This is a genomic window from Pandoraea sp. 64-18, assembly GCF_001899225.1.
Classification (GTDB): domain Bacteria; phylum Pseudomonadota; class Gammaproteobacteria; order Burkholderiales; family Burkholderiaceae; genus Pandoraea; species Pandoraea cepalis.
Genome location: NZ_MKVU01000020.1, coordinates 337,717 through 360,812, shown reverse-complemented (window position 1 = coordinate 360,812; position 23,096 = coordinate 337,717). Strand labels below are relative to the sequence as shown.

23 protein-coding genes are annotated in these 23,096 nt (G+C 64.1%); 14 read left to right on the top strand and 9 right to left on the bottom strand.

What is annotated here, in order from left to right; translation table 11 throughout:
• Positions 1–32: 32 nt before the first annotated feature.
• The gene (locus BGP02_RS18715; protein WP_017232485.1) at positions 33–1,487 is read left to right on the top strand and encodes a DNA recombination protein RmuC; all 1,455 of its coding nucleotides are present in this window, start codon (positions 33–35) and stop codon (positions 1,485–1,487) included.
• Between the two features lie 120 nt (positions 1,488–1,607).
• Here BGP02_RS18715 and BGP02_RS18710 read toward each other — a convergent pair whose 3' ends face one another.
• From BGP02_RS18710 to BGP02_RS18680, 7 genes are all read right to left on the bottom strand, one after another.
• Entirely contained in the window at positions 1,608–2,114 is a 507-nt protein-coding gene (locus BGP02_RS18710) for a GNAT family N-acetyltransferase (protein ID WP_286798970.1), read from the bottom strand.
• A 24-nt stretch (positions 2,115–2,138) separates the two neighbouring features.
• A complete protein-coding gene (locus BGP02_RS18705; protein ID WP_017232487.1) occupies positions 2,139–2,423 on the bottom strand; it encodes a hypothetical protein in 285 nt (94 codons plus the stop codon).
• A gap of 103 nt (positions 2,424–2,526) precedes the next feature.
• Positions 2,527–3,810, bottom strand: coding sequence for a molybdopterin molybdotransferase MoeA (moeA, locus tag BGP02_RS18700; protein ID WP_286798969.1), 1,284 nt, complete (start codon positions 3,808–3,810; stop codon positions 2,527–2,529).
• Between the two features lie 86 nt (positions 3,811–3,896).
• Positions 3,897–4,544 carry a molybdenum cofactor guanylyltransferase MobA gene (gene mobA, locus BGP02_RS18695; RefSeq protein ID WP_051060075.1) on the bottom strand — a complete coding sequence of 216 codons (648 nt, stop codon included), beginning with the start codon at positions 4,542–4,544 and terminating at the stop codon, positions 3,897–3,899.
• Positions 4,545–4,584: 40 nt separating this feature from the next.
• Positions 4,585–5,268, bottom strand: a complete 684-nt coding sequence (locus BGP02_RS18690; protein WP_286798968.1) for a hypothetical protein — start codon at positions 5,266–5,268, stop codon at positions 4,585–4,587.
• Positions 5,269–5,536: 268 nt separating this feature from the next.
• Positions 5,537–6,664, bottom strand: a complete 1,128-nt coding sequence (gene moaA / locus BGP02_RS18685) for a GTP 3',8-cyclase MoaA (RefSeq protein WP_017232491.1) — start codon at positions 6,662–6,664, stop codon at positions 5,537–5,539.
• Positions 6,665–6,961: 297 nt separating this feature from the next.
• The gene (locus tag BGP02_RS18680) at positions 6,962–10,186 is read right to left on the bottom strand and encodes an Rne/Rng family ribonuclease (RefSeq protein WP_286798967.1); all 3,225 of its coding nucleotides are present in this window, start codon (positions 10,184–10,186) and stop codon (positions 6,962–6,964) included.
• A 621-nt stretch (positions 10,187–10,807) separates the two neighbouring features.
• On the opposite strand from BGP02_RS18680, the gene BGP02_RS18675 reads away from it, so the two are divergent.
• The 4 genes from BGP02_RS18675 (at position 10,808) to BGP02_RS18660 (ending at position 13,993) form a co-directional block, all read left to right on the top strand.
• Positions 10,808–11,812, top strand: a complete 1,005-nt coding sequence (locus tag BGP02_RS18675; protein WP_026131693.1) for an RluA family pseudouridine synthase — start codon at positions 10,808–10,810, stop codon at positions 11,810–11,812.
• The gene (locus tag BGP02_RS18670) at positions 11,799–12,461 is read left to right on the top strand and encodes an HAD family hydrolase (protein ID WP_017232494.1); all 663 of its coding nucleotides are present in this window, start codon (positions 11,799–11,801) and stop codon (positions 12,459–12,461) included. The genes BGP02_RS18675 and BGP02_RS18670 overlap by 14 nt, the downstream gene beginning before the upstream one ends.
• Positions 12,458–12,874: a Rieske (2Fe-2S) protein gene (locus tag BGP02_RS18665; RefSeq protein WP_017232495.1), complete on the top strand. Its 417-nt coding sequence runs from the start codon at positions 12,458–12,460 to the stop codon at positions 12,872–12,874. The genes BGP02_RS18670 and BGP02_RS18665 overlap by 4 nt, the downstream gene beginning before the upstream one ends.
• A gap of 63 nt (positions 12,875–12,937) precedes the next feature.
• Positions 12,938–13,993 carry a S49 family peptidase gene (locus tag BGP02_RS18660; protein ID WP_286798966.1) on the top strand — a complete coding sequence of 352 codons (1,056 nt, stop codon included), beginning with the start codon at positions 12,938–12,940 and terminating at the stop codon, positions 13,991–13,993.
• A 90-nt stretch (positions 13,994–14,083) separates the two neighbouring features.
• Here the strand turns inward: BGP02_RS18660 and BGP02_RS18655 are convergent, their stop codons facing one another.
• Both BGP02_RS18655 and BGP02_RS18650 read right to left on the bottom strand, forming a co-directional pair.
• On the bottom strand, positions 14,084–14,800 hold the full coding sequence (locus tag BGP02_RS18655) for an SAM-dependent methyltransferase (RefSeq protein ID WP_150563692.1): 717 nt from the start codon (positions 14,798–14,800) through the stop codon (positions 14,084–14,086).
• The gene (locus BGP02_RS18650; protein WP_026131694.1) at positions 14,797–15,423 is read right to left on the bottom strand and encodes a Maf-like protein; all 627 of its coding nucleotides are present in this window, start codon (positions 15,421–15,423) and stop codon (positions 14,797–14,799) included. Before BGP02_RS18650 ends, BGP02_RS18655 begins: the two co-directional genes overlap by 4 nt.
• A gap of 179 nt (positions 15,424–15,602) precedes the next feature.
• Between BGP02_RS18650 and BGP02_RS18645 the strand changes: the two genes are divergently transcribed.
• The 9 genes from BGP02_RS18645 to rpoE all read left to right on the top strand — a co-directional run bounded on the left by BGP02_RS18645 (position 15,603) and on the right by rpoE (position 23,086).
• Positions 15,603–16,205, top strand: coding sequence for a YceD family protein (locus BGP02_RS18645; RefSeq protein ID WP_017232499.1), 603 nt, complete (start codon positions 15,603–15,605; stop codon positions 16,203–16,205).
• A gap of 128 nt (positions 16,206–16,333) precedes the next feature.
• The gene (gene rpmF, locus BGP02_RS18640) at positions 16,334–16,513 is read left to right on the top strand and encodes a 50S ribosomal protein L32 (protein WP_017232500.1); all 180 of its coding nucleotides are present in this window, start codon (positions 16,334–16,336) and stop codon (positions 16,511–16,513) included.
• Between the two features lie 118 nt (positions 16,514–16,631).
• On the top strand, positions 16,632–17,684 hold the full coding sequence (plsX, locus tag BGP02_RS18635; protein ID WP_051060079.1) for a phosphate acyltransferase PlsX: 1,053 nt from the start codon (positions 16,632–16,634) through the stop codon (positions 17,682–17,684).
• 39 nt (positions 17,685–17,723) lie between these two features.
• On the top strand, positions 17,724–18,713 hold the full coding sequence (locus tag BGP02_RS18630) for a beta-ketoacyl-ACP synthase III (protein ID WP_017232502.1): 990 nt from the start codon (positions 17,724–17,726) through the stop codon (positions 18,711–18,713).
• 140 nt (positions 18,714–18,853) lie between these two features.
• Positions 18,854–19,783 (top strand): ACP S-malonyltransferase, encoded by a 930-nt coding sequence (fabD, locus tag BGP02_RS18625; RefSeq protein WP_017232503.1) that lies wholly within the window; start codon positions 18,854–18,856, stop codon positions 19,781–19,783.
• A gap of 24 nt (positions 19,784–19,807) precedes the next feature.
• On the top strand, positions 19,808–20,557 hold the full coding sequence (gene fabG, locus BGP02_RS18620; protein WP_017232504.1) for a 3-oxoacyl-ACP reductase FabG: 750 nt from the start codon (positions 19,808–19,810) through the stop codon (positions 20,555–20,557).
• Between the two features lie 136 nt (positions 20,558–20,693).
• Positions 20,694–20,933, top strand: a complete 240-nt coding sequence (gene acpP, locus BGP02_RS18615) for an acyl carrier protein (RefSeq protein ID WP_017232505.1) — start codon at positions 20,694–20,696, stop codon at positions 20,931–20,933.
• Between the two features lie 147 nt (positions 20,934–21,080).
• The gene (gene fabF / locus BGP02_RS18610) at positions 21,081–22,319 is read left to right on the top strand and encodes a beta-ketoacyl-ACP synthase II (RefSeq protein ID WP_017232506.1); all 1,239 of its coding nucleotides are present in this window, start codon (positions 21,081–21,083) and stop codon (positions 22,317–22,319) included.
• Between the two features lie 167 nt (positions 22,320–22,486).
• Positions 22,487–23,086 carry an RNA polymerase sigma factor RpoE gene (gene rpoE / locus BGP02_RS18605; RefSeq protein ID WP_017232507.1) on the top strand — a complete coding sequence of 200 codons (600 nt, stop codon included), beginning with the start codon at positions 22,487–22,489 and terminating at the stop codon, positions 23,084–23,086.
• Positions 23,087–23,096: the final 10 nt, after the last annotated feature.

Genomic DNA, 23,096 nt, shown 5'->3' with positions numbered 1-23,096 from the left:
GCATCAACGGGAGTCGCAACGCGATGGTAGAGATGGGGTGGGTGGCGCTGGCAGCGCTGAACTTGTTGGTGATGATCGCGATTGCGGTGAAGGTCTGGCAGCGCGGCGGCGATTCGACGTTGCGCGAGACGCTCGTCGACGCGCTGGCCCATGTCCGGGATGATTTGCTTCAGGCGGCCGATCGCAGCGAGCGTGGCCTGCGCCAGGAGTTCGCGGAAACGGCGCGTGCCGCACGCGGCGAGCAAAGCGCGCAGATGGCGCAGTTCCAGCAGACGCTGGCCGCGCAGATGACGAGCGTGGCGACGGTGCAGAACAACCAGATCGACGCGTTTGCACAACAGTTGGCGAAGCTTACCGAAACGAATGCTGCCCAGCTCGACGCGGTGCGTCAGAGCCTGGTGCTAAACGGACAGCAGATGCGAGAAGAGCAGGCGTCGACGTTGCGCCGCTTCGGTGAGGCGCAGCATGAACAACTCACACAATTGGCCGAGGGCAACGAGCGGCGCCTGGCCGAAGTGCGTGCCACACTCGAACAGAAGCTCAAGGACATCGAGGTCAACAACGCGGCGAAGCTCGAAGAAATGCGCCGCACCGTCGACGAAAAGCTCCATGCCACGCTCGAGCAGCGACTCGGCGAGTCGTTCAAGCTGGTCTCGGACCGGCTGGAGCAGGTGCATCGCGGCCTGGGCGAGATGCAGACGCTCGCCGCCGGCGTGGGCGATCTCAAGCGCGTGCTGACCAATGTGAAGACGCGAGGCATCTGGGGGGAAGTGCAATTACAGGCGTTGCTTGAGCAACTGCTGACGCCCGACCAGTTCGCCAAGAACGTTGCGACCAAGCCGGGCAGTGCCGAGCGGGTGGAGTTCGCGATTGCGCTGCCGGGACAGAACGGCGACAGCAACACGCCGGTCTGGCTGCCGATCGACGCCAAATTCCCGCGTGAGGATTACGAGCGCCTGCTCGACGCGCAGGAGCGTGCCGATTTGGCGGCAGTGGAAGAGGCATCGAAGGCGTTGGAGACACGCATCCGCCTGGAAGCGAAGTCCATCGCGGACAAGTATCTCGCACCGCCGCACACGACCGACTTCGCGCTGTTGTTCCTGCCGACGGAAGGGCTTTACGCCGAAGTGCTGCGGCGTCCGGGACTCTCGGATCTGTTGCAGCGCGACTATCGCGTGACCGTGGCGGGCCCGACAACGTTGACCGCGCTGCTCAACAGCCTGCAGATGGGCTTCCGCACGCTCGCGATCGAACGCCGTTCCAGTGAGGTCTGGCAGGTGCTCGGCGCGGTGAAAACGGAGTTCACCAAGTTCGGTGATGTGCTCGCGAAGACCAAGGCGCAACTGGAGACGGTGACCCGTTCGATCGACAGGGCCGAGGTGCGCACGCGCGCGATGGCGCGTCAGCTCAAGTCGGTGGAAGCCTTGCCCGGTGAACAGGCGGTCGAACTGCTCGGTGTGGAGATGGAGGCCGACGACGAGACGTGAGCGCCCGGTAGGGCGAGTCGCGCGGAGGCGCCTGCGGACGCGGGACGTTCAAGACGCGCCTGACAGTCCCGGCATGGATGACGTTCGCAGCGTTCCCGAATTTCCCAATCCGTGGCGTGCTCAGAACGCTCGGGGTGCGGGGGATTCGCCGCGATTGGCGAACCGCTCGAGTGCTTCGCCTGTCATGCGCACCACGCGCCAGTCGGGCAGCACCGTCGCGCCTTGCGAGGTGTAGAAGTCGATCGCCGGCTGATTCCAGTCGAGCACGGTCCACTCGAAGCGTCCGCAACCTCGTTCGACGGCGATGCCGGCCAATTGACGCATGAGCGCCTGTCCTACGCCCTTGCCGCGCATCGATGGCTGTACGTAGACGTCTTCAAGGTACAGGCCGCGCCGTCCGAGGAACGTCGAGAAGTTGTGGAAGTACAGCGCGTAGCCGACCGCCTCGCCATCCCACTTCGCCATCAGGCATTCAGCTGCCGGCGCGGGCCCGAACAGTGCCTCGTGCACGCTCTGGGGCGTTGCTTCGAAAATATCCAACAACTTTTCATAGACGGCCAGTTCTCGCATCAGGCCGTAAATCGCGCCGACGTCGTCGGCCTTGGCGGTACACAGGGTCAAGGACATGGGGCAGGGAAATCCGTGTGAAGGTCAGCACTCTTCGTCGGGGATGTCGCTCAGGGCAACTTCGATGCCGCCGAAGCGCTCCGCCACCCAGTTGTAGGCATGGCAGGCGACCCAGAGCAGCACAAAACCGACGATGGCATTCAGGACCAGCGCGGAAATGAAGGCGAGACCCGGGAGTTCGCCGTAGCGGTAGAACGCTGCGAGGAAGGCCAGAAGCACCATCGGAATACTGAAAGTGAGATAGACCAGCACCAGCGCTTTGGCCGTCTGGCCAGGACTGATATACGTGATTTGCTTTTTTGTTGTCATTGACGTGTGCTTTCGGTTGGGTGCTGACATCGTCGAAGCGCCGACGCCGGCAATATATCGCAATTTCGCTGCTTCGCTTTAGGGGGGATTCGAGAGACTCGCGCTAAACCAATCCGTCGAACGCGATGACGTCGACCAATTCGCCCGCCGCGACATCGCCGCGAGCGGTGCCTAGCGTGACGAAGCAGTTCGCTTCGCTCATCGTGCGCAGAATGCCGGCGCTTTGTGCATCGGCCACCGTCACCTGCCAGCGGCCTTGCGCGTCGGCGGCGAGAATGCCGCGCAGGAATTCGGTCCGGCCGGGACGCTTGGCAATGGCCGTGGTCGTCGGCACCGGCAGGTTAGGCGTAACTTGCGGTTCGGCGCCCATCAGCGCGAACAGCCCGTCTCGAACCAGGTGGTAGAACGACGCCATCACGGCGGCCGGGTTGCCCGGCAAGCCGAAGAGCAGCGCGCGATGGCCGTCGGTCTCGAGTTCGCCGAAGGCGAACGGTCGGCCCGGGCGCATCGCCATCTTCCAGAAGACGACATTGCCCAGGCGCGTCATCATCTCACGGGTGAAATCGGCCTCGCCAACGGAGACACCCCCCGACGTGATGACGGCGTCGGCGTCGCGGCAAGCGGTGCGCAGGGTGTCCTCGATCGCTTGCGGGTCGTCGCGCACGACGCCCAGGTCGAGCACCTCGGCACCCAGACGTTGTAGCATGCCGAACAGCGTGTAGCGGTTGCTGTCGTAGAGATTGCCCGGCGCGAGTGGTTCGCCCACCGAGCGGAGTTCGTCGCCCGTCGAGAAGAACGCGACGCGAATGCGGCGGCGCACCGGCACTTCGCCAATCCCCAGTGAGGCGAGCAGGCCGAGCGCGGCCGGGCGAATCCGCTTGCCCGCATGCAGCGCCGTGTGGCCGGCGGCCAGATCCTCGCCAACGTGACGCACGTGGCGTCCGGGCGTGACGGCGTTGGCCGCAAAGGTGACGATGTCGGTATCGCCTTCGCGCCGCACCTGTTCCTGGGGGACGACGGTGTCGCAGCCGGCGGGCAGCAAGGCGCCGGTCATGATGCGCACGCATTCGCCGGGCGCGGCCACGCCGTCGAACGGATGGCCGGCGAACGAGCGGCCGGCCACGCGCAGGCGCACGTCGCCCCCGGCGGCCAGCACGCTGCCGGCGAAGGCATAGCCGTCCATGGCGGCATTCTCGAAAGCGGGAACGTCGAGCGGCGACGTGACGTCGCGACCCAGCACACGGCCCAGCGCGCTGCGCACGGCGACCTGCTCGATGGCAGACACCGGACGCGCGGTGCGCGCAATGATGGCGCGCGCCGATTCGACCGTCATATGGTTGGGGTCGTAGTCCGGCAAGCCGGCCAGGGCTTCGTCAAGTGTAGTCATGGTGTGGCGTCGTCATCCGGCAAGTCCCCGGCATGAATCCCGTCAATGCGGTGGCGACAGATCGGGCCGCGTCGGTGTCCGCAATGTCAGGGCGCGCGCGGCGTGTCGGACGTATCGGGCCTATTGGAGGTATCGGGTTGGAGGTCGTCCAGCGTGTTGACATTGTAAAACGGACGCTCGTCGCCGAAGTGAACTTGTACGGCCTTGTGGCGTGCCAGCCACGCCCTGACGCGATGTTCGCCGGCCGCGAGCGTGGCGGCAAGATCGTCGGCGAGCGTGCGATGCAAGAGGGCGAAGACCGGATGCGGCCCCTGTGGCGTGACGGCATAGGCCGCCAGAGGCGGTGCGGCGGCGTCGGCGCCAGCGGCGCTCAACGCGGCCGCCAGTCGTTCGCCAAGATCCTCGGGGAGGTAGGGTGAGTCGCACGGTGCGGTGAGGAGGTAGTCCGAGCGCGTGGCGCGCAGGCCGGCCAACATGCCGGCGAGCGGGCCAGCGAAGTCCGGCGTCGCGTCGCACACGACTGGCTCGCCGAACGCGGCATAGGCATCGTGATGTCGATTGGCGCTAATCAGCAACGTCGCGACCTGTGGCCGCATTCGTTCGAGGACGTGCTCGACCAGCGTTCGGCCGGCGAATCGTTGCAAGCCTTTGTCGCGTCCGCCCATGCGTTGGCCTCGCCCCCCTGCGAGGACCAGGCCGGTCATGGCGCTACGAAGGATCGGCGCGGTAGTCATGGCGGCAGAATTCCAGGGCGATGGGCGGGCGGCGAACCGGTCAGGACCGATTGAGCGCGATGACGCGCCCGGACGCATCGAACCAGACGGCGCCGTTGCCCAGCATCACGCCCTGATCGCGCGCGAACATCAGGCGCGGCACGGCCGCGCCGATGGTGCGCACATAACCGTCGGTGAATATCTCGTTGTAGCGCGCGAGCAGCGATTTCGGGTTCCGAAGCATCATCGTCTTGCCGCGCAACGACACGCGCAACGGATAGCGAATCGATTGCGCAACGACGTCGCGCCGGTCGTCGAGAACCCCCTTGCGGAACTGCATGGCTGCACGATTGACCGTTTCGTCGTCGTCCACGCCGGCAACGCCGTAGAGGTGATCGAGCTTACCGTTCTGAACGCCGGCGAGCGCCAGCTTGAACGGCACCGAGCGCCCATTGCGAAGATCCTTCCATTGACCGGAAATGACCTCGCAACTGGACGACACACCGCGTTGGCGGTCAACCTCGTCGTTGGCGGCGAAATCGCCGTCGAAGGTCGCTCGCGGCATGCCGCCCGCGTCGAACTCGGTCAGATGCAGACGCGACTTGTTCTCCAGCTTGCCCGTGAGGTACGTGTCGCCCAGCGATGAGGCATTGGCATAACGGCCTTCGAGCTTGCCGCCGAACGACGGACGCAGCACGAGCCGCAACGGATTGCGCTCGCCGAGCTGGCCGGTGTAGGTCATCACACGGTTTGCGACGTCGCGGCCGGCGGGGTCGCAATCGGCACGCGCCATCGCGGGCGCGAGGGCGGCCGACAACAGGGTCAGAGCGCTCAGGCTGACGGCGACGAAGCGTCGGGCCGCAAGGCGAGCGCGCGGGGGCGAGACACGCCGGGAAATCTTCAGGGAGTCTCGGACACAATGGGCGTCCGGGGCGTCAAAAATCATGAGTCGAGTGAGAGTTCGATATTACGAAAGCGTGCGGACGAGCGGACAGGCACCGTGCCCGGTCCGTTCAACCGCCGATGTAGGACATCTCCACTTTCGGAGGGGCGTTTTCGGGCAGGCCAGTCGCCGCCGTGCGCAAGGCGGAGTAACGGTCGGTGCGACCCTGCCAGATGTCGCCGATGACGGTCGAGATCTGCGCGTCGCTCGCGCCGTTGCGTAGCAGCGTGCGCAGGTCGTAACCGGCGCTCGCGAACAGGCATAGATACAACTTGCCTTCCGTAGACAGGCGTGCGCGCGAACAAGTGCCGCAAAAAGCGCGCGTGACCGATGAAATGACACCGACTTCGCCGCCACCGTCGCGATACTGCCAACGCTGGGCCGTCTCGCCGGGATAGTTCGGCTCGAGCGCCTCGAGCGGCAAGGCCTCGTTCAGCCGGGCGATGACGTCGGCCGACGGCAGCACTTCGTCCATCCGCCAGCCGTTCGACGTGCCGACGTCCATGTACTCGATGAACCGCAACATCACGCCGCTGCCGTGAAAATGCCGCGCCATGGGCACGATGTCGCCATCGTTGGTGCCGCGTTTGACGACCATGTTGACCTTGACCGGGCCCAGACCGACGCGTTGGGCTTGCGCAATGCCTTCCAGCACTGTGTCGACCGGAAAGTCGACATCGTTCATCTGCCGGAAAATCGTATCGTCGAGGCTATCCAGGCTGACCGTCACGCGCGTGAGCCCGGCATCCTTGAGCGATTGCGCCCGGCGCGCCAGCAGCGACCCGTTGGTGGTGAGCGTGATGTCGAGCGGTTTGCCCGACGGTGTGCGCAGGCGGGCGAGCATCTCGATCAGACGCTCGATGTGCTTGCGCAACAGCGGCTCGCCCCCCGTGAGGCGCAGCTTCTCCACGCCATGGTCGACGAACAGGCGCGCGGCCCGCTCGATTTCTTCGAACGACAGCAGGGAGGATTGCGGGAGGAATGCATAGTCCTTGCCGAACACGTCCTTCGGCATGCAGTAGACACAACGGAAGTTGCAACGATCCGTCACCGAGATTCGCAGGTCGTGCAGTGGCCGCGCCAGCGCATCTTCGAGATGGCCGGTGGCAGCGCGCACTTGCGCGGGCGCTTGCGGGGAATACGTCGCATAACGCGCGTCGCTACGCAGATCGGTAAGTCGGATGATCGTTTCGGTCATGGTAGGGCCTTGGCTTGCGTCTCCATTCTAACGAATTGGCCTGTTGGCCGCCGACGCCGACGAACTAAGCATCGGATATCGGTACCCAGGCATTCGCTGCGGGACGTCAAACCCGTTCTGAGCGTCACGATACGGGGCGGGCCGGGCGGGCACAAGTCGGGACAACGTGGGGTCGCAAGGCGAAAAGCGATCCCCAATGGCAAAAAAGGAGGCCGAAGCCTCCTTTTCCAACATCACGTCAGGCGGATGGTCGCCAGCGGAACGGGTGCCGCTGCCTGTGCGTCACGCTATGGCACGTTAGGCCACGTGATCCGACGAGCCGCGCGTTTCCACTTGCTCCATCGGGCCACTGCTGGCCGGCGTGGACGGACGGCGCTCGCGCGGCACATGCGGTGCCGGTGCAGCTTGCGCTGCGGCCTCCTTGGCGGCGCGGTGCTTGTCGGCGTCCGTGTGGACCCAGACCAGACCCACACTTGCGAGCGACGACTCCAGCTCGGTGCTTTCCAGCGCGGGCGCTACGGCGGCCGGGGCCGCCCGAGTCGTCGCGACTTCCGTCGCGGCAACGGTGGCTACCGCTGCGGTCGGTGCGGTCGGTGCCGGCGTTTGCACCGGCTTCGCCGTTTCGACCATCTCCACCGGCGTCGACGGTGCGGCGGGTGCCGTCGGCGCGGGGCTGACGTCTGCCGGGGTGCTGGCAATGGCTGCCGTGGCGGCGATCTCGGTCAGGGCCTCGGCCGGGACGGCAGGCTGCGCCGGGATCGGCGTGGCGGCAGGCAACGGCGCGCTGACCGGCGGGACCACCGGTGCGGCGACTTCCACTGCAGGCAGCGGTGCCACGTTGACCGGGGCGATCGGTTCGGCGATGACCGGCGACGAGACTTCCGGCAGCGCGAACGGCGCGGCTTCGGTCACGCGTGCCACGGGGACTTCCGCCGGCTCGACTTGAACCGGGGCGGGCGTCGATTCGACCTGCACCGTCGGCACATCGGCCGCCGTGACAGTCTCTGCCGCAATGACGGGCGCTGCAGCACGAGCCGGGACATCGATCGCGGTGGTGTCGACGGCTTCGTGCGTCAACACCGGGGCGTGCACACCTTCCTCGCCGGTCGATGTTGCGCCTTCGGCCTGCTCGCCTTCGCCATGGAGTTGCTGCTCATTGGCCTCACGCTCGCGACGGCCACCGCGGCGACCGCGACGACGGCTGCGGCGGCGCTCTTCACCCCCTTGCTCGCCTTCCTCGCCCGCGAGAAGCGCTGCGCCTTCGACCTGCGCCGTCAGACGATCCTGTTCGAGATCTTCCTGCTCTGCGACGAGCGGGGCGGCTTGGGCGATGCGTTGCGGCGTGGCTTGCTGGCCGTCTTCCCCTTCGGGCTGACGACGATCACGACGCTCGTTGCGGTCGCGACGATTGCCGCGTTCGCGACCTTCGCGTGGCTCGCGACCTTCCTCGGCACGCACGTCCTGAGCCGGCTGACGCGGCTGCGCTTCGTCGCGCTCACGCTTGTCACGGCCTTCCTGACGCTCGTTGCGATCACCGCGTTCGCTGCGCTCGGCACGTTCCGGACGGGCGGCGCGACCCTCACGGCCTTCGCGGCCTTCACGGCCCTCACGACCTTCACGCGCCGGTTGGCCGGCGTTGTCCTTGCCGGACTTGCTGTCGTCGCGAGCATTGCCACGACGGTTGCGGTTTTGCTGATGCGGACGTTCGTGGCGCTCGCGCGGCGGACGAACGTTAGGCTTGGCCGGTTCTTCGACCTGAACCGGTGCCGGGGCCGCAGGCTCGAGACCCAGCAGGCGCTTCACGAAGCCGATGAAGCCACCGCTGCGTGCGGGGGCTGCCGGCGCGGGTGCGGTCGCGGTGACGGGGGCAGGGCGCGGTTGCGCGGCCGGTGCCGGCTGTTCAGGCGTAATGCCCTTGACGGCGGCTTCCTGGCGCGGGCGCACGTCTTCCTTCTTCTTGCTGTAAGCCGCCGGATCCTCTTCCAGGGCACGCGCTGCCTCTTCGGCGAGGACGTAGCTGGCCCTCGGGGTATCCAGACGCGGATCGTCGAAACGCAGGCGCTCGAGCTTGTAGTGCGGCGTTTCGAGATGCTTGTTCGGGATCAGCAGCACGCCGACCTTGAAGCGTGCCTCGATCTTGTTGATTTCCTGGCGCTTTTCGTTGAGCAGGAACGCGGAGACTTCGACCGGCACCTGGCAGTGGATGGCTGCCGTGTGCTCCTTCATCGCCTCTTCCTGGATGATGCGCAGGACTTGCAGGGCCGACGATTCAGCGTCGCGGATGTGGCCGGTGCCATTGCAGCGCGGGCAGGTCACGTGCGTGCCTTCCGACAGCGACGGACGCAGACGCTGGCGCGACAGTTCCATCAAGCCGAAACGCGAGATCTTGCCCATCTGGACGCGTGCGCGATCGTGCTTGAGCGAGTCCTTCACACGTTGTTCGACTTCACGCTGGCTCTTGGCCGACTCCATGTCGATGAAGTCGATCACGATCAGGCCGCCCAGGTCGCGCAGACGCAGCTGGCGCGCCACTTCATCGGCCGCTTCCAGGTTGGTGCGAAGCGCCGTTTCCTCGATGTCGGCGCCCTTGGTGGCGCGCGCCGAGTTCACGTCGATCGACACGAGCGCTTCGGTGTGATCGATCACGATCGCGCCGCCCGAAGGCAGCGGCACTTGGCGTGCGTACGCCGTTTCGATCTGATGCTCGATCTGGAAACGCGAGAACAGCGGCACGTCGTCGCGATATTGCTTCACGCGATTGAGGTGATCGGGCATGACCACCTGCATGAAGTTACGCGCTTGCTCGGAGATTTCTTCCGTATCGATGAGGATTTCACCGATATCGGGTTGGAAATAATCGCGGATGGCGCGAATGACGAGGCTCGACTCGAGATAGATCAGCGCCGAGTCGCGCGGCAGTTCGATGTTGGTGGCGGCGCCTTCGACGGCACGCCAGAGTTGCAGCAGGTAGTTCAAGTCCCACTGCAGCTCTTCGGCCGAGCGGCCGATGCCTGCGGTGCGGGCGATGATGCTCATGCCTTCCGGCAGTTCGAGCTGACCCATCGTCTCGCGCAGTTCCTGACGATCTTCGCCCTCGATGCGGCGCGACACGCCACCGCCACGCGGGTTGTTCGGCATCAGCACGAGGTAGCGGCCGGCCAGCGAGATGAAGGTCGTGAGGGCGGCGCCCTTGTTGCCGCGCTCTTCCTTTTCGACCTGAACGATGAGTTCCTGGCCTTCGGAGAGGGCGTCCTGGATGCGCGCATTGCGCACATCGGCACCTTCGCGGAAGTACGCGCGGGCGACTTCCTTGAACGGCAGGAAGCCGTGACGGCCTTCGCCGTAGTTGACGAAGCAGGCTTCGAGGGAGGGTTCGATACGGGTAATAATACCCTTGTAGATATTGCCTTTGCGCTGTTCGCGGCCGGCCGTCTCGATATCGATATCGATGAGTTTCTGCCCATCGACAATTGCCACGCGCAGTTCTTCCTGCTGCGTGGCGTTGAACAACATGCGTTTCATGAAAACGACTCCCACCCGCCGCAGTTGCCAATGTGCAGTGCGTCGGGCACGTATCACTCGAGTTATCCAACACGCGAGGTTCGAGCCGGGAGTGGAAGAATTGCCGGGGGGTCCGGGCGATGAGGCCAACGGACGCAATGGCGCCAGCGAATACGTTATCGCGCTCACCCGGATCCGCCGAGGCACCGGAAAATTCCGGCCCGGCGCGGATCACTTCGGGCTTGCAGTCCCTACCAAGAGATACTGGACGAGAAACTTCATCAGCGTTTTCTCGGGGCGCCTGCCGACACTTTTTCTTCTTGTGACGGCGCCTCACCAAGACTCTTGCGCGAACGATACTCAGCAAAGCGATCAGCCCAGACAATCGAACCCGGGCTGACCACCAAAAAATTCTATAACCACCAACTCTATCCGCATCCCGCGCGCTGCGACCGAAGCGGCCTATGGGCCCACTTCCTGCCGACGCTGCGTGATGTGCGTGCGCTCGCTGCTCCAGGGTCACCGGACGAGCAGCCTGCCCGGGGTGCAAGTAAAATACCGTTTTGAGGTCAGCACCGACAGAGGTGGGGATTTGGCATGATTCCCGCTACCGCCACCTCTGTTGGGCAAATTATATTCATAATGAATGAGTTAGGCAAAAATCGGCAGAAAATGGTTTCGCCGGCGTCTCCGCCGCAGGTTCGACTGGTCGAAGTCGACGACGGCTCGGCCGGCCAGCGGATCGATAATTTCCTCTTGCGCGAGTGCAAAGGCGTGCCGAAAAGTCACATTTACCGCATTTTGCGTAGCGGTGAAGTGCGCGTAAACAAAGGAAGAATAGATGCTACCTATCGCCTTGTGCTTGGCGATATCATTCGTATTCCGCCGGTTCGCGTTGCGGCGCCGGCTGCCGAAGCGCCGGCCTACGTTCCCGCCGCCACCTTCCCCGTGTTGTTCGAAGACGATTACCTCATGGCGATCGACAAGCCGGCCGGGGTGGCGGTGCATGGCGGCAGCGGCGTGTCGTTTGGGGTGATCGAGCAACTGCGCCGCGCTCTGCCGCACCTGAAGTTTCTTGAACTGGTGCACCGTCTCGACCGAGAAACATCCGGGATCCTGCTGCTCGCGAAAAAGCGCTCGGCGCTGGTCGGCATGCACGAGCAGATCCGGCACAACCGGATGGACAAGCGTTACCTGGCTTGCGTCACGGGCGAATGGCGGGACCGTCAGCGTGCGGTCAAGGCCCCACTGTATAAGTATGTGACGGCAGAGGGCGAGCGTCGCGTGCGTGTACAGGAAGACGGTCAGGCATCGCACACGGTATTTCGCATGATGGAGTCGTATCCGCCCTATACGTTGCTCGAAGCGGAACTGAAAACGGGGCGGACCCATCAGATTCGCGTTCACCTGGCGCATTGCGGTACGCCGATCGTCGGTGACGACAAGTACGGCGACTTCACGCTGAACAAGACATTGGCCCGTCCCGGCGCCCGTCCCGGCATCAAGCGGATGTTTCTGCACGCGTGGCGGCTGAAGTTCAACCATCCGGTTTTAGATACGCCGATTGCGTTGGAAGCAGCGTTACCGCCAGAATGTCAGCAATTTCTGAACCAACTTCGAGGCGCTTCTGCCGATGCCAAGCCCTGAGTTCGACCTGGTCGTGTTCGACTGGGACGGGACGTTGATGGACTCGACGCCCACCATTACCCGCTGCATCCAGGCCGCCTGCCGCGATCTGGGGCTGCCCGTGCCGTCCGACGAGATCGCGAGCCACGTGATCGGCCTCGGCCTGCGCGATGCCCTGCAAATGGCCGTGCCATCCCTTGACCCCGCGCACTATCCGCGCCTGTCTGAGCGCTATCGCTTTCATTATTTGATAGGCGACAAGGAGACCGTGTTGTTCACCGGAATCCGTGAGTTGCTCGAAGCCTTGCGCGCGCGGGGGCGTTTTCTTGCCGTGGCGACGGGCAAGTCGCGTGTCGGTCTGAACCGGGCGCTCGAAGCCGCCGGGCTGATGCGGATGTTCGACGCAACGCGTTGCGCCGATGAGACATTTTCGAAACCGCATCCAGCCATGCTGCAAGAGCTGACGCGCGAACTCGGTCAGGACCTGCGTCGCACGGTCATGATCGGCGATACCACGCACGATTTGCAGATGGCGCACAGTGCAGGAACGTCCGCCGTGGCCGTGGCTTACGGCGGTGCGCATCCGCGCGAGCAACTGGTGGCGCTGGAGCCCGCGTATTGCGCCGGGAGCGTGGCCGAGCTGCGCGACTGGCTGCTGGAGCGCGTGTGAGCGAGTCCGTCGTGCCGCTGCCGATCTGCGCGGGCGCCGCGCTCGAGGATGGGGGGCGCGGCGTGCGTTTCGAGGTATGCGTGAGCGGTCGTCGTACCCCAGCGTTCGTGATTCGCTATGGCGGGCACGTCTACGCCTATCTCAATCAGTGCGCTCATGTGCCGATGGAACTCGACTGGTCTGAGGGGCAGTTCTTCGAAACGTCCGGCTTATACTTGATGTGCGCGACGCACGGCGCAACCTATGAGCCCGATACAGGGCATTGCGTTGGCGGCCCGTGTCGCGGCGGTGCGCTGCAGCCCGTGCGCGTGGAGGAGCGCTCGGCTGACCCGAACGGGGGCGATGCCGCTCACACGACCGTCGTCTGGTGGCCCGATGCGTACATCGAAGCGCCCGGACCTTCGACACACTGACGACACGACATCCCGGTTTCAATCGCAGTTTTCGCTTTTTACCCAAAGTTCTCTGGATACTTTATGGCTGACGCCCTGCCGCCTGATTCGCCCCGCACCGAACCTGGTTTTCCTCCGCCCGGTGGGCGGTCGTCGTCGGCAGCGGGGGCCGGCGCGGGCCGCGATCCGGGCGAGGTGAAGCTCTGGGAGCGCGAAATGCTGGAAAAGGTGTTGATGGCCGGCATTCGCGAGCAACGCGCGTCGCGCCGCTGGAAAATCTTCTTCCGGCTGCTGGCGCTGGCGATCGTCGCGCTTGTCATCTGGTCGATTTCCGATTTCGATGGCGGTACGGCAACGGTCGGCGCGGGCTCCGGCAAACATACCGCGCTGGTCACGCTGAGCGGCGAGATCGCGCCCGACAGTCAGGCGAGCGCCCGGAAGATCAACGCGGCGCTCGAATCGGCTTTCGACGACTCGTCGGCGGCGGGCGTGATTCTACGCATCAACAGCCCTGGCGGCAGCCCGGTTCAGGCCGGCATGATCTACGACGACATCATGCGTTTGCGGGCGAAGTACCCGAAGAAGCCGCTGTATGTCGTGGTCGAAGAGATTTGTGCCTCGGGCGGCTACTACGTTGCGGCGGCCGCCGACAAGATCTACGTCGACAAGGCGAGCATCGTCGGTTCCATCGGCGTGTTGATGGATGGCTTCGGTTTCACCGGGTTGATGGACAAGCTCGGCATCGAGCGGCGATTGCTGACGGCTGGGCGTAACAAGGGGTTCCTTGACCCGTTCTCGCCGCAGACGGATCAACAGAAGACGTATGCCCTCGACATGCTCGAGCAGGTCCATCAGCAGTTCATCGGCGCGGTGAAGAAGGGGCGTGGCAATCGACTGAAGGACGACCCGGATCTGTTCAGCGGCCTGTTCTGGACGGGCCAGCGTTCAATCGAGCTGGGTTTGTCGGACGGCCTCGGCACGGTCGATTCGGTGGCCCGCGACGTACTCAAGGCGCCGAATCTCGTCGACTACACCGTCAAGGAAAACTTGCCTGAGCGCGTGGCGCGACGTTTCGGTGCGGCCGTGGGTGCCGCGGCGATGAAGACGATGATGATGGGCGCGACCCTCTCGCTCAAGTAACGCCCACGCATCGCGGAACGCAAGCACGCAAGCGACAACGCCACGGAAGATCTCCGTGGCGTTGTCTTTTGCTGAGGCCGATAGCGGGCGTTACTGGCCCAGAAATAGGAAAATGGCGGGGCGCTTGTGCAGATCGATACGCGCCTGAGGCCATCCCTGGATCCGATGCGTGACAATCTGCTCGCCGTCCTGCGTGACGTCGACCGCGACGCACAGCAGGGTGGAGGCGTCGCAGGTCTGCAGTAGCGCATCGAGCATGGCCTTGTTGCGATAGGGCGTCTCGATGAAGATTTGCGTCTGCTTCTCCTTGCGCGAGCGTTGTTCGAGTTCGCGCAAGCGCTTCGCTCGATCGGCCGCGTCCGTCGGCAGGTAGCCGTGGAAGGCGAAACTCTGCCCGTTCAGTCCGCTGGCCATCAAGGCGAGCAGGATCGAACTCGGGCCGACGAACGGCACCACGCGCACCCCTTTCTCGTGCGCCCGTCGCACCAGCAGCGCACCCGGGTCCGCCACGGCCGGGCAGCCGGCCTCCGAGACGAGGCCGCCATCGGCACCGGCAAGCATCGGCGCGAGGAGCGCATCGATGGCCGCTGCCGGCGTGTTGACGTTCAACTCGCGAATGTCGATTTCCTGAATCGGCGTGGACACCCCGACCAATTTGAGGAATGCTCGCGTGCTCTTGGCCTGTTCGCCGACAAAATACGTCAGACCGGCCGTCACGTTGCGGACGTCTTCAGGCAGTACCGCCGGCAGGCCGCCGCGGGTGTTCGTGCCAAGCGTATTCGGGATCAGATACAGCGTGCCGCTCATGCTGGCGCTCCTGTTGCGTCGGGGCCGGGGCCTGGCAGGCGAATGCCGGTGTTCATCAACATGGTCGTGAGCGCAATCAGCGGCAAGCCGATGAGCGCGGTCGGGTCGTCATTCTCGATGGTTTCGAGCAGCATGATGCCCAGTCCTTCGGATTTGGCGGCGCCGGCGCAGTCGTAGGGTGTCTCGGCATGAAGATAGGCGGCGAGCACCTCGTCGGGCAGATTGCGGAACTTCACCCGTGTCACGACATCTTTGGCCTGACTTTCGCCGTTGCGGGCATCGTGCACGCACAGGGCGGAGTGAAACTCGACGACCTTGCCGCGCATGTCGCGCAACTGTGTCATGGCGTTCTCGAAATTGCCGGGTTTGCCGATCTGGCGGCCTTCGAACGTGGCGACCTGGTCGGCGCCGATGACGATGGCGCCCGGTCGGCGCCCAGCCACCGCCCGGGCCTTCTGACGGGCCAGGCGCAGCGAGGTATCGTGCGGCGTCTCGCCGGGGACGGGCGTTTCGTCGATGTCCGGGACGTCGACCGTAAAGGGCACGCGCAGGCGCTCGAGCAACTCACGTCGATAGCGCGATCCGGAGGCCAGGATCATGGGTGGCGGGGGATGTGCGGTCATCAGGTTTAAGTGTTTGACGAGAAACGAAAAACTATTTAGAATTCACGGCTTTTGCAATCTGGCGCTCGGTCCCGCCAGTCTGCGCGGTACGGGTCCAAACGTCCGGAAACGGTGTTGGATCAAGGCGCTGCGGGTGGCAGGGGACGTTGAAAACGCGCTCAGATGCGCCAAAGGCAAGGATGAGCGTGATGAACGAATATATCGTCGATCTGTTCGAATTCGCGCGTACCGGCCGGGTGGCGGAAGGTGACGTGCAACTTGCGGCATTGCCGCGCATGGTAACCGAAGTGCCTGCCGAAGTCTCGGCGTCGGGGCGCGCCCAGGGCGTGTTCCACTGGCGCGCCGCAGGCGTCGAGAAGCAGGTGCTGCGTGCCGACGGGAAGCCTGCGGTGGCGCAGTTCCTGACGCTGTCGGTCGAAGGCCCGATGTGGCTCGAATGCCAGCGATGCCTTACGCCGTACCAGGAGCCGCTCGATTCGGAGACGACCTTCGAGGTTGTGCGTGACGAAGCGGCCGCGGAAGCCCGGCCCCTCGATGAAGATGAGTTCGAGGCGTTGGTCGGCTCCAAACATTTCGATTTGCGCGAGCTGATCGAGGAAGAATTGCTGTTGGCTTTGCCGATCGTGCCCAAGCACGAGGTGTGTCCGACTGTGCACGAAAGCCTGGCCACGGGCGACGACGGGTTGACCGAACCTGCCCCGCCGCCCGAAGAAGAGGATAAGCCGTCTCCGTTCGCGGCGCTGGCAGCGCTCAAGCGCTCGCCGGACAAGGACGGAAAGTAACGTGCGGCCGGGTCTCCGGCGCACCAAAGTACAAGTTTGCGTTAGTCGCACAGGTCGGGCCGACAGGCCGACACCGTAGGGCGGCGCTCGAACTGTGTTAAAATTTCGCGATATTTTGAGGAGTTATCATGGCCGTTCAACAGAACAAGAAGTCGCCGTCGAAGCGCGGCATGCACCGTTCGCACGATTTCCTGACCGCGCCGGCGACTGCCGTCGAGCCGACGTCGGGTGAGACGCATATGCGTCACCACATCTCGCCGAACGGTTTCTACCGTGGTCGCAAGGTCATCAAGACCAAGAACGACTAACTCGGCCCTCCAGGCGATACGCGCCCATCATGGCGCTGTTTGATCGTCCGATGTGGCAAAAGCGGCACTCATCCTGCCGCTTTTTTTGTTACCTGTACCGCAAGCCAATCACGTCGACATGACAGTCACCCTGACGATCGATTGCATGGGCGGAGATCACGGCCCATCGGTGACGGTGCCGGCCGCGGTTCGCTTCGTGCAGTCCACCGACGATGTCGAACTTGTGCTGGTCGGACAGCAGGAGGTCATTAACGCGCAACTCGCAAAGTTGCGCGCGACGGATCACCCGCGCCTGTCCGTGGTCAACGCGACCGAAGTTGTCGCGATGGACGACTCCGTCGAGACCGCCCTGCGCAGGAAGAAAGACTCCTCGATGCGTGTGGCGCTCAACCTGGTCAAGGACGCGCGCGCGCAAGCCTGCGTATCCGCCGGCAATACCGGCGCATTGATGGCCGTCTCGCGCTATGTGCTCAAGACGCTGCCGGGCATCGAGCGGCCCGCCATCGCCACCGTGCTGCCGAACCAGAAGGGCGGTTACACCACGATGCTCGATCTCGGCGCGAACGTCGATTGCGAGCCGACCCATTTGCTGCAATTCGCCGAGATGGGTCATGCGCTCGTCGCGGCGGTCGATGGCAAAGAGCGTCCGTCGATCGGCCTGCTTAATATTGGCGAAGAAGTCATCAAGGGCAACGACGTCATCCGGCAGGCCGGCGAGCTGTTGCGCGGCTCCACGCTGAACTTCTACGGCAACGTGGAGGGCAACGATATCTATCGCGGCACGACCGACATCGTCGTGTGCGACGGTTTCGTGGGCAATGTTGCCCTCAAGACTTCCGAAGGCCTGGCACAAATGCTCGGCGACATGATCCGCGAAGAATTCACCCGTACGTGGTGGACGAAGGTGATCGCTGTCGTTGCGCTGCCGATTCTCTCCCGCTTCAAAAGCCGCGTCGATCATCGCCGTTACAACGGGGCAGCATTGCTCGGGTTGCGTGCGCTCGTGATCAAGAGCCATGGCTCCGCCGATGCCTACTCGTTTGAATGGGCCATCAAACGCGGCTATGATGCAGTTCGCAACGGCGTGCTCGACCGTTTGTCGCGCGCCATGCATGAGAATCAGACCCAGCTCCAGGACAACAAGCCGGTGGGCGCCATTCCGGCGCTCTGACGCCGGCGGCCTCGCTCCGGCGCTCTAACCGATCATAAGATGACTCAGTCCGCGATTCATTCCCGCGTCGTTGGTACCGGCAGCTACCTGCCGGCGCGCCGCGTGACCAATCAGCAGTTGGCCGACGAGCTGGCCACCCGTGGCATCGAGACGAGCGACGAGTGGATCGTTGCTCGCACCGGTATCCAGGCCCGCCATTTCGCCGCGCCCGATCAAACGAGCAGCGACATGGCGGTGGAAGCCGCCAGGCGCGCGCTCGACATGGCCGGCTTGAGCGCCAACCAGCTCGACCTCATCATCGTCGCCACGTCGACGCCGGATTTCGTGTTCCCGAGCACCGCCTGCCTCGTGCAGAACAAGCTCGGTATCGACAACGGCTGCGCGGCGTTCGACATTCAGGCGGTTTGCTCCGGCTTTGCCTACGCCATGGCGACGGCCGACAACTTCATTCGCACCGGTGCGTACCGCAACGTCCTCGTGATCGGTGCCGAGACCTTCTCGCGCATTCTCGATTTCACGGACCGCACGACCTGCGTGCTGTTCGGCGACGGTGCGGGCGCGGTCGTGTTGCAGGCGTCCAGCGAGCCGGGCATTCTGGCGAGCGCGCTGCATGCGGACGGCAGCCACGCGAACATTCTGTGCGTGCCGGGCAATGTGAGCGGCGGCGCGGTGCAGGGTGAAGCGTTCCTCTATATGGACGGCCAGGCCGTGTTCAAGCTGGCGGTGCGTGTGCTGGAAAAAGTGGCCAACGAGGCCCTTGAGAAGGCCGGTTTGGCGGCGTCGGCGATCGACTGGCTGATTCCTCATCAGGCCAACCTGCGCATCATGACGAGCACGGCCCGCAAGCTCGGACTGCCGGAAGAGAAGATGGTCGTGACCGTCGACCAACATGGCAATACGTCGGCCGCGTCGATTCCGCTGGCGCTCGACGTCGCGGTTCGTGACGGGCGCATCAAGCCGGGCCAGAACGTCATGATCGAAGGCGTGGGCGGCGGCTTTACGTGGGGCGCCGTGCTGTTCCGCATGTAAGTGGACCCGGCGCCAAGGCGCCACGCGGACCTGACGGTGGGCCTTCGGGGCGCCGCGTGGGGCGGCGCGCCCCACGCCGCCAGGTCGGTGCGCGACAGGGGGCCGCAATGTTTCTGAATCTGACTGCAAAACCAGGCGCTATGACATTCGCTTTCGTTTTCCCGGGACAAGGTTCCCAATCGGTGGGCATGCTCGATGCCTTCGCGGACAACGCGGTAGTGCGCGAGACCCTTGCCGAAGCTTCGGATGCCCTTGGGCAGGATATGGCCAAGCTGATCGCCGCCGGCCCGGCCGAAGACCTCAATCTGACGACCAACACTCAGCCGGTGATGCTCACCGCCGCCTACGCGATGTACCGCGCATGGTTGGCCGAGGGCGGTGCCAAGCCCGCGTTCGTTGCGGGCCACAGCCTCGGTGAATACACGGCGCTGGTCGCCGCGGGCGTCATCGCGTTCAAGGATGCCGTGCCGCTCGTGCGTTTTCGCGCGCAAGCGATGCAGGAGGCCGTGCCCGTCGGGCAAGGGGGCATGGCGGCCATTCTGGGGCTGGATGACGACACCGTTCGCAACGTCTGCGCCGAAGCATCGGCCGCGGGCGTCGTCGAGGCCGTCAATTTCAATGCTCCGGCACAGGTCGTGATTGCCGGCGCGAAGGCGGGCGTGGAAAAAGCCTGCGAACTGGCGAAGGCCGCCGGGGCAAAGCGCGCGCTCGTGCTGCCGGTGTCGGCGCCGTTCCACTCGTCGCTGCTCAAGCCGGCGTCGGATCGTCTGCGCGAATATCTGGCCGACGTGACGTTCAGCGCGCCGCAGATTCCGCTCGTCAACAACGTCGATGTCGCCGTCGAAACCGACGTGGCGCGCATCAAGGAGGCGTTGGTGCGTCAGGCCGCGGCGCCGGTGCGCTGGGTCGAATCGGTCAAATGGCTCGCGGCGCAGGGGGTGACCCAAGTCGTTGAATGTGGTCCGGGCAAGGTGCTGAGCGGCCTGACCAAGCGCATCGACGGCACGCTCACCGGGCTCGCGATCACCGATCCGGCGTCGCTCGGCGACGTGCGCGCGCAACTCTCGTAAGACACAGTCAAGGGTATTTCTCTCATGAGCAAGCAACTCGATAACCACGTGGCGCTGGTGACCGGCGCTTCGCGCGGCATCGGTCGTGCCATTGCCCTCGAACTCGCTCGCCAGGGGGCGACGGTTGTGGGCACCGCCACCAGCGAAGCCGGCGCGCAGGGCATTACCGCGTATTTCAGCGAGGCCGGTGTGACGGGCAAGGGCATCGTCCTGAATGTGACCGATGCCGAAGGCGTGGCTGCGGCACTCGACGACATCCTCAAGCAGTACGGCAAGCTCGACGTCCTCGTCAATAACGCCGGCATCACGCGCGATAATCTCGCCATGCGGATGAAGGACGACGAGTGGGACGACGTGATCGACACGAACCTCAAGGCGATCTTCCGTCTGTCGCGAGCGGTCATCAAGCCGATGATGAAGGCGCGCAGCGGCCGCATCATCAACGTGACGTCGGTCGTCGGCTCGGCGGGCAACCCGGGCCAGGCCAATTACGCGGCCGCCAAGGCGGGCGTTGCCGGGATGGCCCGTTCGCTGGCCGCTGAGATCGGCAGCCGAAACATCACCGTCAACTGTGTCGCCCCGGGCTTCATCGACACCGATATGACCAAGGCGCTGGGCGAAGCGCAGCACGAGGCGCTCAAGGCACGGATTCCGCTGGGCCGCCTCGGTGCGCCGGAAGACATCGCCAACGCCGTGGCGTTTCTCGCGTCGCCGCAGGCGGGTTACATCACCGGGACGACGCTGCACGTGAACGGTGGCATGTTCATGAATTAAGGGAATTTCGTCGGAATTGTGCTAATAATGCGCAATTTTGAGCGATATTGAACATTATTTGGCGCAGGCTAACTTTGCTTGGCAAACCTGTTAAAATGCGCGCACTTGTCTGAACTAACTACCCCGGAGGGTTTGAATGGATAACATTGAGCAACGCGTCAAGAAGATCGTCGCCGAACAACTTGGTGTGAACGAAGCTGACGTCAAGAACGAATCCAGCTTTGTGAACGATCTCGGCGCCGACTCGCTCGACACGGTTGAGCTGGTGATGGCACTGGAAGAAGAGTTCGAGACGGAAATCCCGGACGAGCAAGCTGAAAAGATCACCACGGTGCAGCAAGCCATCGATTACGTTCAAGGCAATTCCAAGGCCTAAGAGGCCCGCGGAGGATCGCCTGGACGGCCGGGGTGCCGACCGGTTCCCGGCGCCAGGCATGCCTGTCAGCCGCAGGGAGCACAGGGTCGAACCCTGTCGCCTCTGTGGCTTTTGTTTTGTAAGACCCAGCAGAAGAAGGGGAGTATCGTGAGTCGTCGTCGCGTCGTCATTACCGGTCTGGGCCTGATCTCGCCGGTCGGCAACACTGTTGCCGAGGGTTGGGAGAATCTGGTCGCAGGCCGTTCGGGCATCGCCAACATCACGAAGTTCGATGCGAGCGAATTCAAGGTGCAATTCGCCGGCGAAGTCAAAAACTTCGAGACCGAGAAGTATCTGTCGGCCAAAGAAGCGCGCCGCATGGATACCTTTATCCATTACGGCCTCGCCGCAGGCATTCAGGCGTTCGAAGACAGTGGCCTCGCCGTCACCGAAGCGAACGCGGAACGTATTGGCGTGCTGGTCGGTTCGGGCATTGGCGGTCTGCCGATGATCGAAGACACGCATGACGATTTGCTCAAAGGCGGCCCGCGCAAGATTTCCCCGTTCTTCGTGCCGGGCTCGATCATCAACATGATCTCGGGCCACCTGTCGATCAAGTACGGCCTGAAGGGGCCGAACCTGGCGATCGTTACCGCCTGCACGACCGGTCTTCACTGTATCGGTCAGGCCGCGCGCATGATCCAGTACGGCGACGCCGATGCGGTGCTTGCCGGTGGTGCAGAATCGACGGTGTCGCCGCTGGGGATTGGCGGTTTTGCCGCGATGACCGCGCTGTCCACGCGCAACGACGATCCGGCGACGGCCAGCCGTCCGTGGGACAAGGATCGCGACGGCTTCGTGCTGGGCGAAGGCGCCGGCGTGATGATGGTCGAAGAGTACGAGCACGCCAAGGCGCGCGGCGCGAAGATTTACGCCGAGCTGACGGGCTTCGGCATGAGCGCCGACGCGTATCACATGACGGCCCCGTGCGAAGACGGCGACGGCGCGCTGCGCGCCATGACCAACGCGCTGCGCGATGCCGGCATCAATGCCGATACCGTGAACTATGTGAATGCGCACGGCACGTCGACCCCGCTGGGCGATATCGCCGAGACGGTTGCCGTCAAGCGCCTGATGGGCGATGCCGCCAGGAACGTCGTGGTGAACTCGACCAAGTCGATGACCGGTCACCTGTTGGGTGGCGCGGGCGGCCTGGAGTCGGTGTTTACCGTGCTGGCCGTTCATCATCAGAAGTCGCCGCCGACGATCAACATCTTCAATCAGGACCCCGCTTGCGACCTGGATTACTGCGCAAACGTGGCGCGCGATCTGAAAATTGACGTCGCATTGAAGAACTCTTTCGGATTCGGCGGGACTAACGGCACGCTGGTCTTCCAGCGAGTCTAAGTTCGCGGGACGCCGCGCAGGCGTCCCGTTCCGCTGACCCACGCTCCGGTGAGTGTGCCCGGGCGTGCGGCGTAACAGACACTTCCCGCCGCGGTGGCCCGTGCTGCCGTGGAGCCATCAGGCCCGACCGGGGCCTGGCCGCCAGAGAAAATACGGATCCCAATCAGGTGAGTGAACGAGAAATCGACCAGGCGCTCGTCGAGCGCGTGCAAAAAGGCGACAAAGCCGCCTTCGAGCTGCTGGTCGCGAAATATCACCGCAAGATCATCCGCCTCGTATCGCGGCTCGTGCGCGACGCCGCCGAGGTCGAGGATGTGACGCAGGAGGCCTTTATCAAGGCCTACCGTGCCTTGCCGCAGTTTCGCGGCGAGTCGGCGTTCTATACCTGGCTGTATCGTATTGCTGTCAACACGGCAAAGAACCACCTGGCAACGCAGGGACGCCGTGCACCGACTTCGACTGAAGCGAACGCTGAAGAAGCGGAAACTTTTGCCGAGGCTGATCAACTAAGGGATATCAACACGCCTGAGTCGTTGCTGATGAGCAAGCAGATTGCTCAAACGGTCAACGCGGCGATGGAGGCTTTGCCCGATGAGCTTCGAACGGCCATTACCCTGCGGGAAATCGAGGGGTTGAGCTACGAAGAGATCGCCGAAGCCATGGGGTGCCCGATCGGAACGGTCCGTTCGCGAATTTTCCGGGCGCGTGAAGCGATTGCCAGCCGGCTCAGGCCGCTGCTGGACACGCCTGACGGCAAGCGCTGGTGAGCGCGCCGCC

Bases quoted from the DNA above. Each gene is read 5' to 3' on its own strand.
- BGP02_RS18650 (WP_026131694.1), bottom strand. From the start codon at position 15,423: ATGACCGCACATCCCCCGCCACCCATGATCCTGGCCTCCGGATCGCGC.
- BGP02_RS18705 (WP_017232487.1), bottom strand. From the start codon at position 2,423: ATGACAACAAAAAAGCAAATCACGTATATCAGTCCTGGCCAGACGGCC.
- BGP02_RS18675 (WP_026131693.1), top strand. From the start codon at position 10,808: ATGAATGAGTTAGGCAAAAATCGGCAGAAAATGGTTTCGCCGGCGTCT.
- BGP02_RS18630 (WP_017232502.1), top strand. From the start codon at position 17,724: ATGACTCAGTCCGCGATTCATTCCCGCGTCGTTGGTACCGGCAGCTAC.
- BGP02_RS18710 (WP_286798970.1), bottom strand. From the start codon at position 2,114: ATGTCCTTGACCCTGTGTACCGCCAAGGCCGACGACGTCGGCGCGATT.
- moaA (WP_017232491.1), bottom strand. From the start codon at position 6,664: ATGACCGAAACGATCATCCGACTTACCGATCTGCGTAGCGACGCGCGT.
- acpP (WP_017232505.1), top strand. From the start codon at position 20,694: ATGGATAACATTGAGCAACGCGTCAAGAAGATCGTCGCCGAACAACTT.
- BGP02_RS18670 (WP_017232494.1), top strand. From the start codon at position 11,799: ATGCCAAGCCCTGAGTTCGACCTGGTCGTGTTCGACTGGGACGGGACG.
- BGP02_RS18680 (WP_286798967.1), bottom strand. From the start codon at position 10,186: ATGAAACGCATGTTGTTCAACGCCACGCAGCAGGAAGAACTGCGCGTG.
- fabG (WP_017232504.1), top strand. From the start codon at position 19,808: ATGAGCAAGCAACTCGATAACCACGTGGCGCTGGTGACCGGCGCTTCG.
- BGP02_RS18645 (WP_017232499.1), top strand. From the start codon at position 15,603: ATGAGCGTGATGAACGAATATATCGTCGATCTGTTCGAATTCGCGCGT.
- BGP02_RS18660 (WP_286798966.1), top strand. From the start codon at position 12,938: ATGGCTGACGCCCTGCCGCCTGATTCGCCCCGCACCGAACCTGGTTTT.
- BGP02_RS18715 (WP_017232485.1), top strand. From the start codon at position 33: ATGGGGTGGGTGGCGCTGGCAGCGCTGAACTTGTTGGTGATGATCGCG.
- fabD (WP_017232503.1), top strand. From the start codon at position 18,854: ATGACATTCGCTTTCGTTTTCCCGGGACAAGGTTCCCAATCGGTGGGC.
- mobA (WP_051060075.1), bottom strand. From the start codon at position 4,544: ATGACTACCGCGCCGATCCTTCGTAGCGCCATGACCGGCCTGGTCCTC.
- BGP02_RS18655 (WP_150563692.1), bottom strand. From the start codon at position 14,800: ATGAGCGGCACGCTGTATCTGATCCCGAATACGCTTGGCACGAACACC.
- plsX (WP_051060079.1), top strand. From the start codon at position 16,632: ATGACAGTCACCCTGACGATCGATTGCATGGGCGGAGATCACGGCCCA.
- rpmF (WP_017232500.1), top strand. From the start codon at position 16,334: ATGGCCGTTCAACAGAACAAGAAGTCGCCGTCGAAGCGCGGCATGCAC.
- moeA (WP_286798969.1), bottom strand. From the start codon at position 3,810: ATGACTACACTTGACGAAGCCCTGGCCGGCTTGCCGGACTACGACCCC.